Annotated in this window: 23 protein-coding genes and 1 other RNA gene; all 24 read right to left on the bottom strand. The window is 57.4% G+C overall.

Translation table 11 applies throughout. The features are described from left to right. Nucleotides 1-11: 11 nt before the first annotated feature. Nucleotides 12-1,646 (bottom strand): hypothetical protein, encoded by a 1,635-nt coding sequence (locus H2Z84_RS05065; RefSeq protein WP_181835005.1) that lies wholly within the window; start codon nt 1,644-1,646, stop codon nt 12-14. Further along, nucleotides 1,646-2,215, bottom strand: a complete 570-nt coding sequence (locus tag H2Z84_RS05060; protein WP_181835004.1) for a DUF3486 family protein — start codon at nt 2,213-2,215, stop codon at nt 1,646-1,648. The genes H2Z84_RS05065 and H2Z84_RS05060 overlap by 1 nt, the downstream gene beginning before the upstream one ends. Nucleotide 2,216: 1 nt before the next feature. After that, complete coding sequence (locus tag H2Z84_RS05055) at nt 2,217-2,534, bottom strand: hypothetical protein (RefSeq protein ID WP_181835003.1); 318 nt, start codon at nt 2,532-2,534, stop codon at nt 2,217-2,219. A gap of 2 nt (nt 2,535-2,536) precedes the next feature. Next, nucleotides 2,537-2,905, bottom strand: a complete 369-nt coding sequence (locus tag H2Z84_RS05050) for a hypothetical protein (RefSeq protein WP_181835002.1) — start codon at nt 2,903-2,905, stop codon at nt 2,537-2,539. A gap of 195 nt (nt 2,906-3,100) precedes the next feature. After that, nucleotides 3,101-3,379, bottom strand: a complete 279-nt coding sequence (locus tag H2Z84_RS05045; protein WP_181835073.1) for a hypothetical protein — start codon at nt 3,377-3,379, stop codon at nt 3,101-3,103. Further along, nucleotides 3,376-3,984 carry a hypothetical protein gene (locus H2Z84_RS05040; RefSeq protein WP_181835001.1) on the bottom strand — a complete coding sequence of 203 codons (609 nt, stop codon included), beginning with the start codon at nt 3,982-3,984 and terminating at the stop codon, nt 3,376-3,378. The genes H2Z84_RS05045 and H2Z84_RS05040 overlap by 4 nt, the downstream gene beginning before the upstream one ends. Further along, nucleotides 3,981-4,223 (bottom strand): DUF2644 domain-containing protein, encoded by a 243-nt coding sequence (locus tag H2Z84_RS05035; protein ID WP_220272704.1) that lies wholly within the window; start codon nt 4,221-4,223, stop codon nt 3,981-3,983. The genes H2Z84_RS05040 and H2Z84_RS05035 overlap by 4 nt, the downstream gene beginning before the upstream one ends. A gap of 165 nt (nt 4,224-4,388) precedes the next feature. Continuing rightward, nucleotides 4,389-4,910: an N-acetylmuramoyl-L-alanine amidase gene (locus tag H2Z84_RS05030; RefSeq protein WP_181835000.1), complete on the bottom strand. Its 522-nt coding sequence runs from the start codon at nt 4,908-4,910 to the stop codon at nt 4,389-4,391. Nucleotides 4,911-5,020: 110 nt separating this feature from the next. Further along, nucleotides 5,021-5,617: a J domain-containing protein gene (locus H2Z84_RS05025; RefSeq protein WP_181834999.1), complete on the bottom strand. Its 597-nt coding sequence runs from the start codon at nt 5,615-5,617 to the stop codon at nt 5,021-5,023. A 10-nt stretch (nt 5,618-5,627) separates the two neighbouring features. Beyond that, nucleotides 5,628-6,086, bottom strand: coding sequence for a Mor transcription activator family protein (locus H2Z84_RS05020; protein WP_181834998.1), 459 nt, complete (start codon nt 6,084-6,086; stop codon nt 5,628-5,630). Further along, nucleotides 6,083-6,499, bottom strand: coding sequence for a gp16 family protein (locus tag H2Z84_RS05015; RefSeq protein WP_181834997.1), 417 nt, complete (start codon nt 6,497-6,499; stop codon nt 6,083-6,085). Before H2Z84_RS05015 ends, H2Z84_RS05020 begins: the two co-directional genes overlap by 4 nt. Nucleotides 6,500-6,657: 158 nt before the next feature. Beyond that, on the bottom strand, nt 6,658-7,086 hold the full coding sequence (locus H2Z84_RS05010) for a hypothetical protein (RefSeq protein WP_181834996.1): 429 nt from the start codon (nt 7,084-7,086) through the stop codon (nt 6,658-6,660). A 10-nt stretch (nt 7,087-7,096) separates the two neighbouring features. Beyond that, nucleotides 7,097-7,804 (bottom strand): DUF7168 domain-containing protein, encoded by a 708-nt coding sequence (locus H2Z84_RS05005; protein WP_181834995.1) that lies wholly within the window; start codon nt 7,802-7,804, stop codon nt 7,097-7,099. An 11-nt stretch (nt 7,805-7,815) separates the two neighbouring features. Beyond that, nucleotides 7,816-7,878, bottom strand: an RNA gene (locus H2Z84_RS05000) — hammerhead ribozyme type II. Between the two features lie 2 nt (nt 7,879-7,880). After that, nucleotides 7,881-8,171, bottom strand: a complete 291-nt coding sequence (locus H2Z84_RS04995; RefSeq protein ID WP_181834994.1) for an HU family DNA-binding protein — start codon at nt 8,169-8,171, stop codon at nt 7,881-7,883. Between the two features lie 173 nt (nt 8,172-8,344). After that, nucleotides 8,345-9,157: a hypothetical protein gene (locus H2Z84_RS04990; protein WP_181834993.1), complete on the bottom strand. Its 813-nt coding sequence runs from the start codon at nt 9,155-9,157 to the stop codon at nt 8,345-8,347. Nucleotide 9,158: 1 nt separating this feature from the next. Then, entirely contained in the window at nt 9,159-9,782 is a 624-nt protein-coding gene (locus H2Z84_RS04985; RefSeq protein WP_181834992.1) for a DUF3164 family protein, read from the bottom strand. A 367-nt stretch (nt 9,783-10,149) separates the two neighbouring features. Continuing rightward, nucleotides 10,150-10,887: a hypothetical protein gene (locus H2Z84_RS04980; protein WP_181834991.1), complete on the bottom strand. Its 738-nt coding sequence runs from the start codon at nt 10,885-10,887 to the stop codon at nt 10,150-10,152. Further along, complete coding sequence (locus tag H2Z84_RS04975; protein ID WP_181834990.1) at nt 10,874-11,263, bottom strand: helix-turn-helix domain-containing protein; 390 nt, start codon at nt 11,261-11,263, stop codon at nt 10,874-10,876. The genes H2Z84_RS04980 and H2Z84_RS04975 overlap by 14 nt, the downstream gene beginning before the upstream one ends. 20 nt (nt 11,264-11,283) lie before the next feature. Then, nucleotides 11,284-11,595: an HI_1482 family protein gene (locus H2Z84_RS04970; protein ID WP_181834989.1), complete on the bottom strand. Its 312-nt coding sequence runs from the start codon at nt 11,593-11,595 to the stop codon at nt 11,284-11,286. 1 nt (nt 11,596) lies between these two features. Next, complete coding sequence (locus H2Z84_RS04965) at nt 11,597-11,911, bottom strand: XRE family transcriptional regulator (protein ID WP_181834988.1); 315 nt, start codon at nt 11,909-11,911, stop codon at nt 11,597-11,599. Continuing rightward, nucleotides 11,901-12,533 carry a hypothetical protein gene (locus H2Z84_RS04960; RefSeq protein ID WP_181834987.1) on the bottom strand — a complete coding sequence of 211 codons (633 nt, stop codon included), beginning with the start codon at nt 12,531-12,533 and terminating at the stop codon, nt 11,901-11,903. The genes H2Z84_RS04965 and H2Z84_RS04960 overlap by 11 nt, the downstream gene beginning before the upstream one ends. Before the next feature lie 2 nt (nt 12,534-12,535). Further along, nucleotides 12,536-13,249 (bottom strand): AAA family ATPase, encoded by a 714-nt coding sequence (locus H2Z84_RS04955; protein WP_309545437.1) that lies wholly within the window; start codon nt 13,247-13,249, stop codon nt 12,536-12,538. 25 nt (nt 13,250-13,274) lie between these two features. Next, nucleotides 13,275-15,311, bottom strand: coding sequence for a Mu transposase C-terminal domain-containing protein (locus H2Z84_RS04950; RefSeq protein ID WP_181834985.1), 2,037 nt, complete (start codon nt 15,309-15,311; stop codon nt 13,275-13,277). Nucleotides 15,312-15,314 lie beyond the last annotated feature (3 nt).

Raw genomic sequence — 15,314 nt, 5'->3', positions numbered from 1 at the left:
ACTCCGTATGGTTACCAGGTACCACGCCCGAACCGGGCCGACATGGCCATGGCACCGCGAGGGATGGACTTGTAGCCCCTGGTGGCCAGCGGCGCTGCATCAATCACACGGGACGCATACACGGCGAGGGCTACGCCGACAGCCACGTCACCGTGGCGCTTGCCCTTGTCTTCACCGGTTGTGCGGGTGTCCGGGATGCGCGGCACCCCCTTGATGATCTGCACGGCGCGCATGTCGGCCAGCACATCCTTGTCCTTCGGCAGCCCGTCCAGGTCGCCGTCTTCCAGGGCGGCTTTGACTGGTGGCATGTGTTCGCGGTACCAGCTTTCCGACAGCATCACCTGGTGGATGCGATCCGCCCCATAGCGCTGCATCGCTACCTCGGCCAGATACTGGCCATTGCCTCGGGCATCGAATGCGCCACCAGCAAAGCCCGGTAGGTTATCCAGCAGGTGGAAGGTGATTTGCTCTTGCTGACGGAAGGGGACATTGCGCATTTCCAGGATGAAGGGCACGCGCTTGACCAGGTTCTGCATTTCAATCAGCGGGACGTGGACCGACAGGTCACCACTGCGGGCAAAGTCCTCACCGTCAAAGCTGCGGACGCCGCGTGGCAGCTTGTCCAGTTCGGGCTGCAGTACCGACTCAATCCAGTCCTGGCAGTGGCTGGCGCGGACATGGTCCGGCTCCAGCTCAAAGCCCTGCGGGCACTCATAGCGCAGCACCGGGGTATCGGCAGACATGCGCTTTTCAATCAGCATGCTGCTAAGCCAGTTGCCGCCGCTATTCTTGGGGACGCAGCCATACTCTTCGTCGGCCGACTCGGGGTTTGGGGCGTTCTTGTACAGATCGGCCCGCCACTTTGCCTCGGCCTCTGCTGACCATTCCTTGTTTGTGACGTAGCAGATGCGCTGGTACAGGCCATCTGCAATGGCATCGTCCAGCGTGATGCGGTGGATACTGTAGTCACGCTTGCCGGCACGGGCTTCCAGGATCAACTCATTGAACAGGTTTTCGACCCCGTTGTGGGTGCTGATCAGCCGCACCTTGTTGCCCCACATGGTCAGCGCCAGTGCGGCCTTGAGCAGCTCCTCAAGGGACTCATGGAATGCCGCCTCATCAATCACCACGTCACCCTGCAGACCACGCAGGTTAGAGGGCCGACTGGACAGTGCCTGGATTTTGAAACCCGACTTGGGGAAGCGGATCATGTAGGAGAGGATTTCTTCCTGCTTACCCTCATCCCAGAAGGTCTGCTCGTACACATCAGCCTTGGCCAGCTCATTGAATGCCTTGGCGAACAGCGCGCAGGCGGCGATGTACTCCAGCGCCATTTCCTTTTTGCTGCCCACATAGAAGGTATTGCAGCCCTGACGGCGGCGCGGCCGAGCAGCCTTTACCACGTTGCGGCCAGCTTCTGCCCAGGTCAGACCCGTCCGGCGCGACTTCTCCGCGATCATGATCTGGGACTCGTCCTCAAACCACCGCTGCTGGTAGGGCAGAAAAACCGGCTGCTCGGCCGGGATGGCCTCAGTCACTTCCTGCGGCACTACCACCCCGGCCAGCTCCAGCTCCTCGGCCAGGTTAATTTTACGGGGGCTGCCCAGAGCTTTTAACGGGGCTTGCTGCTGTGTGGTTTCAGTCATCACTCTTTACCCAGCAGGATGCGGCGGATGCTGCTTTCCATCTGTTCCGACATGCCATCCGAGCCACGCAGTTCCTCCAGCTTCTGCTCCTGTTCTGCCAGCAGCGCAGCGCGGGCATTCTGCTCGATGCGTGCTTCCTCTTCCAGACGGAATTTCTTCTGGTTGACACTGGCTCGGCTCAAGGTGGCGATGTTCTTGGCCACTTTGGACAGAATGGCGATCCGGTCTTCATTGGAGATATCCTCGTCACTGGCTTCCTGCAGATTGACGATGGATTCAAATAGCCCGGTCTGCACCATGGCAAGCAAGGCTTCAGAGCGGGTGTCCGTGTCATCCGATGCGCCCTGGGTCAGCAGCTTGGCCGCTTCGGTACTAGCGCGGATCGCAGCAAAGCGGCGTTCGATCTTCTGGCCATAGCGGTGGATGGCCGACTTGCTGATGCTGTAGCCCTTGTCGCGCAGCAACTCCTCCAGTGCCTGGTAGCCACTAAAATTGCCATCGACCAGGGACTGGTCCAGCCAGGCACGCACCTCTGCCGGCAGCATGGAAACGCTGTTGCGTGCGGCCATCTTATTTGTTTTCCCAGTACATAGCGGGACGGGCGATACCGGGCTGGCAGTCAATGGTGTACTCAGCCAGGTCCACGCCATAACGAGTGATATCCGCCCACCAGCGGCCCGACGGTTCCTTGCGCAGCTTCACCATGGCGCGGGATTCCAGATAGTCCAGCTCCTTGCGCACCTCCAGCGGCGACACATCCGGGATGATGGCGCGCATGGTCTGCTGGATCACGTCTTCAGTGATCTCATTGGGCCGGGCGTTATAGGTGGCTAGCACCAGATACCAGCGGATGCTTTCACGGCGTACTTTGGCGGCATCGATATTCATTGCTACTGTCCTTTCAGTTGGACGTTTTCGATTTTGAGGGCGAGGCTATCCAGCTTGGCCTCGATCACGGTCTGGTTGCGGACGTAGTCCTCCCGGCGCACGTACTGCACCGGCAGTTCAGCCTGGAAGCGCAGGAAGTCTTTTTCGATGCGCTGCCAACCATCGGCCTCGCGCCGGTTCTGTTCCATCAGTTCGGCAAAACGGGTGTCCCAGCGGGTGCTGGTGGCCTTGTTCGCCTCATCAATCGCCCTGAAGCGCTGATCCAGACGCTGCTCAAACTGCGCCAGCAGCAGTTTGCCGAAGGTGAACACCACGCCCAGAAAGCCCAACAGCAGGCCGACCAGGTACCAAAATTCAACAGTGACCGTCACCGGCTCCCCCCATTTCGGCGCTCAACGGCGCTCTGACAACGCGTGCAACGCAGGCCTGGTGCCGCAGCCTGGCGTTCTTTCGGAATTTCGCCCCCACAGTCGATGCAATGACTGGCTGGCGGGCCATGCGGGACCAGTGCCTGGTGTTCGGCAATGTGGGCTTCGCGCTCTTCCAGCTCCAATACCTGGGCACGATCAAACGGATCCATCAAAGGCCCCCATCGCCCGGTCTGCCCAGTACAGTGCTTCGGACAGACGTTTTGCAGCTTCTTTTGCACACTCGGCATCACCACCGAGCCGGGCGATCTGGCCAACGACTGCCGCCAGTTCCGCCCCCTTTATTTCCAGGGCATCCATCAAGTCACCCTGGCTATGCGTACTGGTCTTGCCTTCTTCGGAAGCCAGGTGGCTAGCAGCCTCGGTAGCTGCCTGCAGCGAGGAAATTCCTTTAGCGACATCAATTTCCTGCGTCATTCCACACTCTCCGTATGCAGGGTGATGAAGGCATCCAGCTGCTGCTCCAGCTTCTGGCACCACTGGCCGTAATCCACCGAGTGCGTCAGAAGGTCTATGGGTGATAACCCGGCTCCGGCGCTGCCGGCTTGATCGGCTTTTGCAGCATCTCCGGGGTTGGCTGAGGGCAGACTCGGACCACCACTGGCGACGGTGTAGCCGAGGTTTTGGGAATAGAGGCGCAGGCTTGCAGGGCCAATACCAGTCCAGTGCACACCATCAACTTGTACGACATGGGGAATCTCCTGTTTCAGTTGCTGCTGGGTACGGGCCAGTTGGGCGCGGGTCTCCAGCAGGGCCGTACCGACCTGATTTGCTTGCTGTTCCAGAAGCTGCTTGTCGCGCAGTGCCGTGGACAGCTCGGCAGCCCACTGGTCTTTGAACTTACCCAGCTGCTTCTCGTAGTCAGCCACCAGGCCGAGACGGACTTTTTCATCCGTCTTGCTCTGGTCAGCGGCCCCGACCTCATAGCCGAGGTGATGCACCTGGTAGGTAATGAAAGCCAAGCCAGCCCCGATGGCTAGTGCCTTTGCCCATGCAGGGATAAGCGGGACAGACAGATTCATGGTGCGTCTCCTGCTGCCGGAGTGGGCAAGGCATCACGGGCAATGGCTGCCCGCTTGCTGGCCTGGGCATGCGTTACCCATGCAGCCAGATAGAGGCCATACAGCCATTCGGTTGCACGGCCATGGACCACCTCCCAAACCAGGGAAAAGGTGGTTGCCACCAGGGCGACCGCAATGCAGAACTTGCTTTGCGACATGCGCTGGGTAACCGGGTTGGTGAGGATGTCAGCGAGTTGCACGGCGGCGGTTCCTTCGCTTGGCTGCAGCACGCCTGGCCTTGGCCACACCACTAGGGCCACGATGGCCTACCGGTGTGGACTGGCTCCCAGCCACCCGCCACCGGGATAACGGCAGATGATGGGCTGCCAGGGCGTGCAGCAGCAGATAAATGAGTGGCCGGTGCATTAGCTGGCCAGGGTGTTCTTGGCCTGCGGCTTCATGCCGGCAGCCAGCCAGTCCGCAACGGTGAAACCGGGGCAAGTCTTGGTCCATTCGCTGGGTTCCACCGTGCCGTCACCATTCAGGTCCGGGGACAGATCACGGTGGCCAACAACGGGCACGCCCGGATACTTGGCCAGTAGCGATTTCACCAGGCTGGTCAGCGCACCCCACTGCGCGGTGCTGTACTGATCGGTGCCCACCATGCAGATACCGATGGAGTTGGCATTGTGGCCCGCCACATGCGCGCCGATTTCATCCAGGGCACGGCCAGTGGACTTGGTGCCATCGACGTCCAGGACGAAGTGGTAGCCGATCGCCTTGAGATCGGGGTTATAGGCAGCGATAGCAGCCGGCTGGCGGTGGAAACCGCGCTGGGCATGCCACTGGTCAATGACGGCGGCGGCCGACTTGGATGCGGAACCGAGTACCTTGCCGTTGGGGCTAGCGGCGCAGTGAATGACAATCAGATTGATGGTACGGGACACGATTTTTCCTCATGCGAGACATGAGGCCAATCGTAGGGAATGTCGGGAGGTCGGCAGATTGGGAAGGGGTTCGGTACAAATGATACCGCCCCATATGAATGGGGCGGTGTTTATTGTAGAGGTCTGGAAATAACAGATACTCCATTAACTACTAATGTCGAAATCGTCATTGGCGGCCCGTATCTTCCAGCACAGGTTGCTCCCAAAGAAATTCCGGTCCCACTCTTCAGGCTTCCGTGAGGCCAAGTGAATAGAAATACATCGCGATAGCCCTGATTGGTCGCCTCCCCTTGCTCATTAACACCACTACTTGAAAAATCATAACCGATAGAGGAAAGACAAAGGCTTTTGGCTTCAGCATTTCTATCCTCCTCAGGGGTTGGATTATGAATAATAGGTACTTCTTCGCGCATCCAGTTTTCCCAAGGTTTCTCATGAATTTTCCAACCAATAAGTATTGACCATAGGATTATGAAAGCAGCAATTTTCAACTTGGATTCTTTTTTTTCAATTTTTTTTATCCCAATTTTTACATCGTATTGATACCTCTTTGTTTCGTTTAATAGCGTTTCAACAGCATGGTTGTATACAGCCTGATTTCCAGCTGCCATATATTTGTACTTTACAACTAGTGATGCAGTTCTGATTTCAGCAGTTGTAGCTGTTTCTTCAACCTCTAGAATTTCATATAAGGTTGGCCGTTTCATTTGATATCTCCTAGAACAGACTGCCCTGTGCCGTATCTATAGGCAGCAGGTCATCAGCTTTAGCCAAAATCTCTTCAATCCTGCGGTCACACAGCTTGTACTTCGGTACCAGCACATTGTTGACAGTGGCATTATGCCCCAACTCAGCGCACGACATATCATAGTCAGCCCGGATGCTGGCATCACGCAGGGCACGCAGCGCTGCTGCACACTTCGGCACGTATAGCCGGGTGTTGCCATAACGCTTGACCAGTTTGGTCGCTGCATCGACCCCCACAGCCTCGGCCAGTGCAGCAAAATACTGTCCTTCCTGCCGTGCCGTCTTCGGGATCGGGAAGTGTGTGCCACCGTAGGCGTCTACCAGTTTCAGGGTGGTGGCCAGCGTCAGCATCTCAACGAGCTGGCGGGCATTGTCTGGCAGCAAGTGCGCAGCACGGGCCATTGCTGTTTCGTGGTCATTGCGGTTCATGCAGGTCTCCCGTTGCGTTTTGCGTCATAGACCAGGGCGACCATCACCCCATGCAACTGCTCGTAGTCCAGCCATTCCAGCTTTTCGATCTTGTACATGCGCTTGGCCATGCCCTGGGCGTACTCCCACGACCGGCCAGCAGTGGCCAGCTGTGCCTCAATCTTGGCCATCAGGGCCTCACGGGAGTCCTTGGGCTGCGGCCGGCGGCCGTGTTTTTGCGCAGGCTTTTGCACAAAGCCCAGGCGCTTCATTTCGGCCAGCACCTCATCCAGCTGCTGCAGGGTCAGTTTTGTGCTGCTGGTTTTGCCATCGGCCAGGCGTGCCAGCATGGCGCGGTAGCTGTCATCAGCCATCTGCAGCTGCTGCTGGGCGATCTTGATTTTTGCGATCATCGCCTTGCGTCTGTCTGTCATTGTTCTTCTCCAGGTCAAACTCAATGCACGCGTGACCGGCCATGCCGGCTTTATCAGAGGACGGCACCCCAGTAAGTTGGTCGGGGCTGGCCGGTCACGGCTGCATTGAGGGTTAAAACACGTTGCGGAGCCTGTTAACGCAGGCTCGACACCGGGTTCTAAGCAGTGGCTTCTTCGGGAGCGATCTGGATGGAGTCGCAGACCTTGCACAGGTGGTTGATAGCGGAGCGGCCACTTGCCCAGGTAATGTCGTAAACCGTAATGGTCGCGGTCCAGTAACGCTCTTCAGCACACATTTTTTTGAAGTAGCGCTTGCCTACTGCCTTCTCCATGGCCTCCTTATCTTTCTTTCTGCAAGCCGGACGAATTTGCTTGTTCAAGAATTTCTGTTCGGGATATGCCTCCTTACCCAACGCCCACTTACCCTCCCAGCGACCATCCACATACGTGACTACGCGATAGCGCATGCCACTGCAAAGTTTCACGACCAATTCCACTTTATGGCCATCACATAGAAGGCTTACCCGGCCCCATGGGGTAGTCAGCTTGTCGATCAGTTCCTGTTTCTGTTCTTTAGTCAGCTTCATCACGACACCATCAAGAAAGTTGCGGGGTATGACCCAAGGACAGGGTTGTGTCAGCAGCGCCGCCAATGCCATGGTTGAGCTGGGCGTTCTTGCCTGACTTCCAGCCGGCGTAATGCGCGCCGTCATCACCACCCCGGAGGCTTTTCCCAGCCTGCCGGTCACGGGTGGCCAGACTCTCCAGATCGGCGCATTCCTTCGTCATATAGGCTTTCAGGGCCTCGGTATTACGCTGGCTGCCAGCAAACTTGGCGATCTTGCTGGAAACGGCATTGACCCAGCCTTCACAGAACAGATCAGAGCGGCGGATACGGCTGGCTGGAATCAGTCGCTTGCATTCCCGCTTCTGATATTCAGCACGGGCTTTCTTGAGCTGGCGCAGCAGCACCTTGTACGCATAAGTGGCTATCTCTGGTGCGGGGCCACACCCGATGAAAAGCCAGTAGCCTGCTGATAGCGACCGGGTGAAAACAATTTCGCAGCCAAAGGCCTTGGCCACGGTGACGGCTAGCCAGCTTTCCCACTGCACCGGCTTGGCCTTGGCACCAGCCTTTACATGGTCTTTGCACACTTCAGACATCAGGATGTCGTCGTCTTCAACGCCAAACTTTTCCATCAGTGCTTGAGCCTGGCGCAGGGCTGCAGCGGCTTCATGCTCGTTGGCGCTCTTGGCCAGTGCCAGGCATTTCTTGATCTTTTCGATCGCGGTTTTCTTGTCCATGTTTCCTTCTCTCTTGGCTGCTCATCAGTGCCTGGCCACCACGCCAGACAGACCGCCTCTCGGCGGTTTCGCAGAGTTATTCCAGCGCATCCTTCAAGGCCTTAGCAGGGCTGAATGCAGCCACCCGCTTGGCTGGAATCTGGATGGTTTCGCCGGTCTGTGGGTTACGGCCAGCTCGTGCTGCCTTTTCCTTCACGACCAGTTTTCCGAGACCTGGTAGCGTTACGTCCTCGCCGGCTTTTAGGCACACAGCAGCTACATCGCCCAGGGAGTCCATGAATGCCGAAGCGTCAGCCTTGCTTACTGCGCGGTCGTGACGGGTTTTCATGACTTCGGTGATGCTGTCGATCAGTTCTTGCTTGGTCATACTTTTCTCCTCGTACTGCGTTGAAAAAACTGCTTTAAATGGATGTTTCTGGTCCTATCGCTGGGAATCCTTCTCTTGCGATAGAAGGGCATTACAAATTCGCTCTGCTGCGATCAGAATGGAAAAGCACACTCCCAATCCGACACCGGCGATCACCAATGCCAAGCCAAACATCACTCTGTGCTCATTGAGAGAAGAGCACGCAATTGACGGGCAGACTCGTGGCAGTAATTGTCCTCAAGTGATTCGGCAGCCTGTTTGATAGCATCTCGCCACGCTATCGGAACACCCGACACAAGCGGAGCTGCATCATTCAGCGGCCATGCTTGCAAGATTTCGTCACCCTGGTATTCCAACAACCTTTTTCCCGAATCTTCCTCTGTCCATGAGCCATCCTCATGGCGCTTTGCAATCATGTAGACAACGTCACCCTCACCATCAAAGTTGTCTCGATAACGGATTGCGTAAATTCCACCAGGGCTTTGGGCTTCAGCTAGCTGTGCAGGTATAGGCGGCATAGCCTGCATTCCATCCAAGTGGCGCTGGATGCGTTCAGCTACCCTGCGCTGTAGGCGATCACTGATTACTGTCGAATGGCCGCAATCACTCAGTACCATTTCGGCCAGCTGCATCGTGCTGTGGTATGGCTCAATCCCCTGCACCTCCACGGAGTCCGGGGCGCGGGCATGATCCAGGGCGGCGGTAAACTGGTGCCACAGGTCAAGCGGGATCGTTACGGCCAAGCCGTCATCGGTCTCACCTTCCTCCGCATCAGCCTCAATGCGATTGCAGGCTGCCAACAGAAGTAGAAATGCCGCCGACCTTTCCGCACTTTCAGCAAGGGCGGCTTCCCAAGCTCCACGCGCAATATTGCGAAGCGCCAAGCGGGTGCTAGTGATATAGGCAGGTGCGTCTTCCAGCGGGCCGATCTCTGTGTCAGCCCAGCGTTCAAATTTCTGCATACTGGTTGATTGGTCTAGTTGCATTTCACACCCCCGCCATATCCAGCGGGATCGGCTGGTACTGGTCAGTGTCGCCAATGCGCTCGTACACGCGGATATAGGACTTGGAGCACTGGACCCGCACCGACTCACTGAGGGCATTCATTGCCTGCTGCCATTTCTCGTCTTTGATTTCGAGGCGGCGCAGACTGAGGATGCGACCAGTTGAAATCTTTCCTTCTTTGTCGACGTTGAACGCGTCATTGATCAGGGTACGGATCTCGCTGCGGGCACCCTCGGTCCACTTATGTACGCATTCGTCGATCAGGGCCTTCGCAGCCTGCAGACCTTCATCGAAGGTGAGCGTGTCGCTGACAGCACGCTTGATCATGTAGCGACCATCAAAGGTGGCCAGGGACACATTACCCTTGGCACCACCGACCTTTGCCCCGTAGCGCTCACCGGACAGTTCAATGAAGGCCTGGATATCGGCAAAAACCGTGGTCTTGAACTGGGCCAGCATCTTGTTGACGCCCAGGGCCTTATTGATGATTTCCATCACAAGGGAGTCCCGTTCCAGATCGATTTGCTTAATCGACTCAACCGGGATCAGACGGCCCTTGGCATCCTTGCGGTAGCCTTCTGGGGTGTTTTGCGTTGCGTTTTGCATTACTTGCTCCTTACTCCAACAATTCGTTTCACTTGCGCCAGCTGCTGCCGGTTTCGCTCAAGCCATTCCGGTGTTAGCCGGGGTTCCTCTTTTGCATCCCAAAACCGACTGTGTCTTGCTGGTGGCTCCGGGCCGGGAAGGACTGGAGCAGGGACTGGCAGCGCTGGGGGCGGTATTTCCTGCTCCTGGACCGGTTCCGGCTCCGGTTCCAGTGGTGGGGCTACCGGCTTAGCTGCTGTATAGGCAGACGGGTCTTCCAGGTAGTCATCCCACACCGTCCGTTTTGCCTTTGCCCGGTCATGTCCCATGCTCACTAGCCGTGCCACCTCTGCCCGCAGCTTGGCCTTGGTGGCTTCATCCAGCTCGGTCATCGGGCTTGCATGGCCTCCGCTGTCTTGAGCAGAAAATACCCAAGTTCCCGAGCATTCGCGGGGTTGACCAGCAGTTCCTGGCCGTAGCCGATGATGGTGAACATTCCACCCATTTCCAGGCGTGCAGTAACGCGCTGAATCCTCACCACGCGCACCTGGGGTACGGGATCGGAATGGCTGTTGTCGGCATCTGCAGTCACCTTCAACTTTTCTTGAGCCGGTGAGCGGATGCGGCCGACCACTTCTGCGCCGTCTTTCAGCTTTACCGGGATGTCGATTGGCGCGGTTTTGTCATCATCAGTAACCAACACAACCGGCTTTACCCAGTACCAGCGCTTGTCTTCCAGCCTGGCCAGACCTTTTCGCTTCCAATACTGCAGAGCGGTGTACTTGGCGTTCCTACTTCCTTGCACTTCAATCTCCGCAGGGCTAATACCTGCATCACCGGCCTTGATCAGCAGATCACGGACTTGGTCCGACACTGATGTGACTTCTTCCGAAGGGCTTGCATTAACCATTTCAACGGCACGTTCCCCATTCACCTGGCTGCACAGGTGATACATCACTACGGTGCCGGCCACGGTGGAGTTCGAAACCCCGATCTGTTCCAAGCGGTCCAGACCTAACTGGATTTCGTGACGCGGCAGGCCAGTTTTTTCGACCAGGGTGCTGAACGAGGCAGCACCAGCTTCCAGGGCTTCAATCAGCTTTTTCTGGGCATCAAGCGGGTGCATGGGTTATCTCCTGATTGCCTGTTACGAGGTTGGAAACAGACTGAGCCAGCTCGGTCAGATCCGCAGCACCGTTCCCAAGGTGAATCAGGAGATCACGGCAGCGGTTAGCGTTTTGCAGCAGCAGCTTGCTATCCAGCGTGCCGGCTAGAATGGCGCGAATCAGGTCAGCGTTTTCCGTGGTGATCAGGGCGGTATCAATTCCCAGTTCATGGCGCAGGCGCACCATTTCGTCGACGTTGGCAGGTGCCTGGCGGCCGCTTTCATAGCGAGAGCCACCAGATTGGGTCACGCGGACGGCGGTCCAGAATTGGGACTGATTCAGGCCCAGCTTGCGGCGCATTACACGGTAGTCACGGTTTACGGTTTGCTCGGTCATGTCGTTCTCCTGGTCATTCATCAGTTAGCGTTTTCGGTCCAAACTACGCGGCAGCCATCCAGGCAGAACTGGCCTTCGCGAAAGCGGCCAATCTGGCCGAGGCCAAACCCGTAGTAAGCGGCTTGGCCCGACTCAATCAGCTGAGCGCAGCGGGCACTTGTCTGAATCTGGACAGTGGGGCGTGACGGGGTGCTCATGTCGATGTTGACCACGGCAAAGCCGCGACGGCCCAGCTCCTGGATCACCACTTCCACTTTTTTCACGGCCTGCAGCATCAGGGTGTTGATGGGCAGGAATGCAGGCACAGGGCGCTGCGCGTCGGCGGTTTGCATATCACTCTCCTTTGCTGCAGTTTTTGCACTTGCGGCAGGTCCGCCAGTGCGTCAGTTTCAACGGGTGGTGGGTCGGTGCACGGCTGCTGCTGAAAGCGCGGCAATCAGCCATAGTCATTTCCTGACCATTGAATGGGCAGGTCACCGTAGCCAGGACAGCCAGCACCTTCGTGGCGACCGCATCGGTCTTTCCTGCGTATTTGCCAGCCAAGACCAGGCTGATAGTGGTGCGGGAGTAACCCAGCTCAGCAGCAACCGGCTTCTGGCCACGCTGGGCCACGGCTGTGCGCAGGATTTCTAGCCAATCAGCAGTCATGATCTGGCTCCTCTTGCCAAACGATCTGGCCCAAATTGGGGTCATAGATCGACTTGGTACGCTGGATCATCGGAGGGCGCGGCCCGCTATTCCGGGCTGGATTAAAGCGGTACCGGGTAGGAATTCCACCAGCACCCTTGCCATGCCCTTTATCGATTTCAATCAAATAACCAGCGGTGGCCAGGTGCCTCAGATAGGTCCGGGCCGTACCTGGTGCGACTGAAACTTCTGTTGTGCTGGACAGTGCAGCGAGTTCGTGGAAATTGAAGTCGCGTACCATCCGCATGGTTCGCCACATCGCCTCATTGATTAGCCCTTGAATAACCGGCTTTCCTTCGGCTGTCAGACGCGGCGCTTCCAGGCCGTTATCCTTGACCAAGGCAAATTGCTTTGCCTCTGCTAGCTTTACGGTCACATTGCACTGCTGGATAAATCCGCCACGTTCGAGTGCTTGCACGTACGTTCTGACTGTCGCCAGATCGACCTTGGCGGCGCGGGATATGTCTGCCAGATAGAAGCCATCACGATTGGCCCGGATGGCCTCCCAAACTCTCTGACGCCCCCCCTTACCCCCCACCATTTCTAAGTGGGCACCGCGACGTTTTTGCTTTGTCGCTGCCATGGTTAAACCCTTCTCGGCGCATCGCCGGTATAGAGCGGCTGGGTACCCCATGTCGCCCGGTCAATTGCGTCCAGACCATTCAACATGGCGTGCTCCTGAATGTTCACCAGGTTGACGCAAAGCCGACGTACAGAGCCGTGAGCAAGGTCGACCACATAAGCCAACAAGTCATCGGCAATGGCGATGTCCGGGCTGTAGATATCTTTCAACTTCAGGGCATCGCTCATGGTCACCGGCTGCGCAGGCACCCAAGCCAGAACTCGGCCATGGAATCGTTCGAATTTTTTGAGCTTGTTCGGCAACATCTCTTCGCCAACCAGCATCAGAGGTGCCTGGCTGCCTTCGTAGATATCGCGCAGCAACTCCACCATGCCGGGGCGAGACGCCGCATGGTCGGCCTCATCCAGAATCAGCGGCCGCTGGCTGGTCGACATCTGTTCGCAGATCAGATCCAGATTGGCCGAAACCGTGGCAGCAGGGCGCATACCCATTTCGAAGGCGATCTTTTCCAGAAGGGCTTTTTTGCCCCAGGCGCTGCGCATCTGGACGTAGTAGGCACGGGTCTCGTTGGCTACAGCGACGATGGTGGTCGTCTTGCCATAACCACTAGGGCCGTAGTAAACGCCCAGGCCCGGCAGGCCGTCTTGGCGGTTGATCAGCTTGCTCATGGCGATGCTGACAAGGTCGAGGTTGGCAATCGGTGCAATGCGATTCACGTTTAGGCTCCTGTTTCTTGTGGTCTCAGCGCTGGCTGAGGGTTCGGTATTCATTGGTGCGGACGTATTTGTTCAGTAGCCAGTCCAGCTCACGCTCACCCAAGGGTTCGCCGCGCTGGTGACGGTCGCGCAGGGTGCAGAAGTAGCGGTAACGGGCATCCGGGGTATCCGGTAGGCTCAGCACGTTGCTGGGCACGGGGGCCGGCTCGACATCGATTACCCGCAGACTCGGTGTTTCAGCTACCTGTGGCTGGCGTTTAGCACGGGCAAGTGCTGCAGCCTCTGCCAGTTGCTCACGGGTTCCGCTGATCAGTCCGGGGATAACGATTTCCTGTGTGGCCTCAATGGCCAGTTGGCCACGACGCTCGGCCTGGACTTCTTCCATATGCACTTGCAGACGGTTTACACGGCCTGCAGCACGACGGTCCCTAGCCTGTTCAATCACGGAAACTGGGAAGTAACTGCGTACATTGGCATTCCATTCGGCTGTGCAAATTAGCCTGCCATCGTCCGCATAAACCCAGATCTGGCTGGCGTCGTTAACGTCGTAGCCAATGCGTAGGCGCTCTCCGTGAAACTCCTCCAGCTCACGGCTGAAGTAGCGATTACCAAAAACCGAGATTTCACAGCGGCTGATCGTGCGCTCTACCTGTGGGCGGAACAGGTAAGCCTCTTCACCTGGCTGCAGGCAGGTCGGCTCCCAGCCCATGGCTACAAACTCAGCCAGTTTCATGTCTGGGCTGATGCCGTTCAGACTGCTATGTGGCCGGGCGTTGTAGTCGGCAATGCGTTGGTTGATGAATTCGATGAATTGCGGCCAGCTGATCAGGTTCACGCTGCCACCATCCTTGATCGCCTTACGGGTCAGCTTGAACTGGCTCAGTTTGGCCTCTCGGTCCATGTCGGTTCCGACATAGCTCTGCAGTTCACGTGCAGCACGCACAAACACTGACTTGTGCAGCCGCTCAACAGCCCCCTTGGCCTGCGAGTTGTAAGGGCGGGCGAATTTCATTTCAGCACCCAGCCGCCCCATAATCCCGGTCGACTCATTGCGTAGCATGTCGTTTTTGTAGCCGGAGCCATTGTCGACATAGAAGATCGCCATCACGCCCTCACGGGTAACCGCATGGGTAATGGCATCCAGTACGGCAAGACCCGACTCGGCCAGGCCGACACTCCAGCCAATGATGCGGCGGGTAGCAACGTCGATGATGGCGGTGATTTCCGGGCGGAATGGTCTGCCATGCATCGGGTGCTGCACCTCAGCGTCGAAGGTGTGACCATCAGCGGTCCATACGTCATTCGGCTGCAGCTGGGAAATATCGCGACGGACAAAGGGCTTGATGTTCTTCATCTCACGCGGCCCCATACGGCCGACTTCCCGCGATACCGCACCGAGTTTTCCGATGAAGCGGCGTACCTGGTGAATCGATGGCAGCATTTCCGGGCTATTAGTCCAATCCCGTGCAAACTGCTCATAGGCATGGGACACGCTTGGCTTAGATGGCAGCTGCCAGTAAGTCAGGAAGGACTTAGCCCAGGCAGGGATTTCCAACACGGTGCTGACCGCAGTTTTCGGAGCAAGCTGCCCTTGTTTTTCCAGGGCGCGCCAGCCCTTGATGCTGCGCACCGAGGGATACGGGCTATCACCCTTACGGCCACGGCCATCATGGGCGGCGCGTAGCATCCGTTCCAGGTGCGGGTCCAGTGTCCCGGCCTTGGCCTGGGTCAGCATGGTATGAATGGCAGCTTCACGGCTGACACCGCAACCAGCCATCAGGCGATCAATGGCAACCAGAACACCCTTGCGGGCACCTTCAACCGTCTGTTGACGGCTAGTCAAAGCCAGTTCGAGCTGTGCGGCCTTCATTGGCAAGGTAGGCACAGATACCGCAGGCGCTGAAATCATTGATGTGACAAGGCGATCCTTGATAGCGCGGGCAGCTATCTCGGGCAGGCTAGAAAGTGCGTATTCATAGCCACCGCCACGGCCCTGGCGCTTTTTTGACTCCCATTGCTCAGCCTTGGCCCGGATACCAATCCCTTGGATTGTTCCTGGCATGCT

It is taken from the genome of Aquitalea aquatica (assembly GCF_013911085.1).
Lineage (GTDB): Bacteria > Pseudomonadota > Gammaproteobacteria > Burkholderiales > Chromobacteriaceae > Aquitalea > Aquitalea aquatica.
The sequence above is the reverse complement of the archived record's forward strand: the minus strand, read 5'-3'. Positions and strand labels throughout refer to the sequence as shown.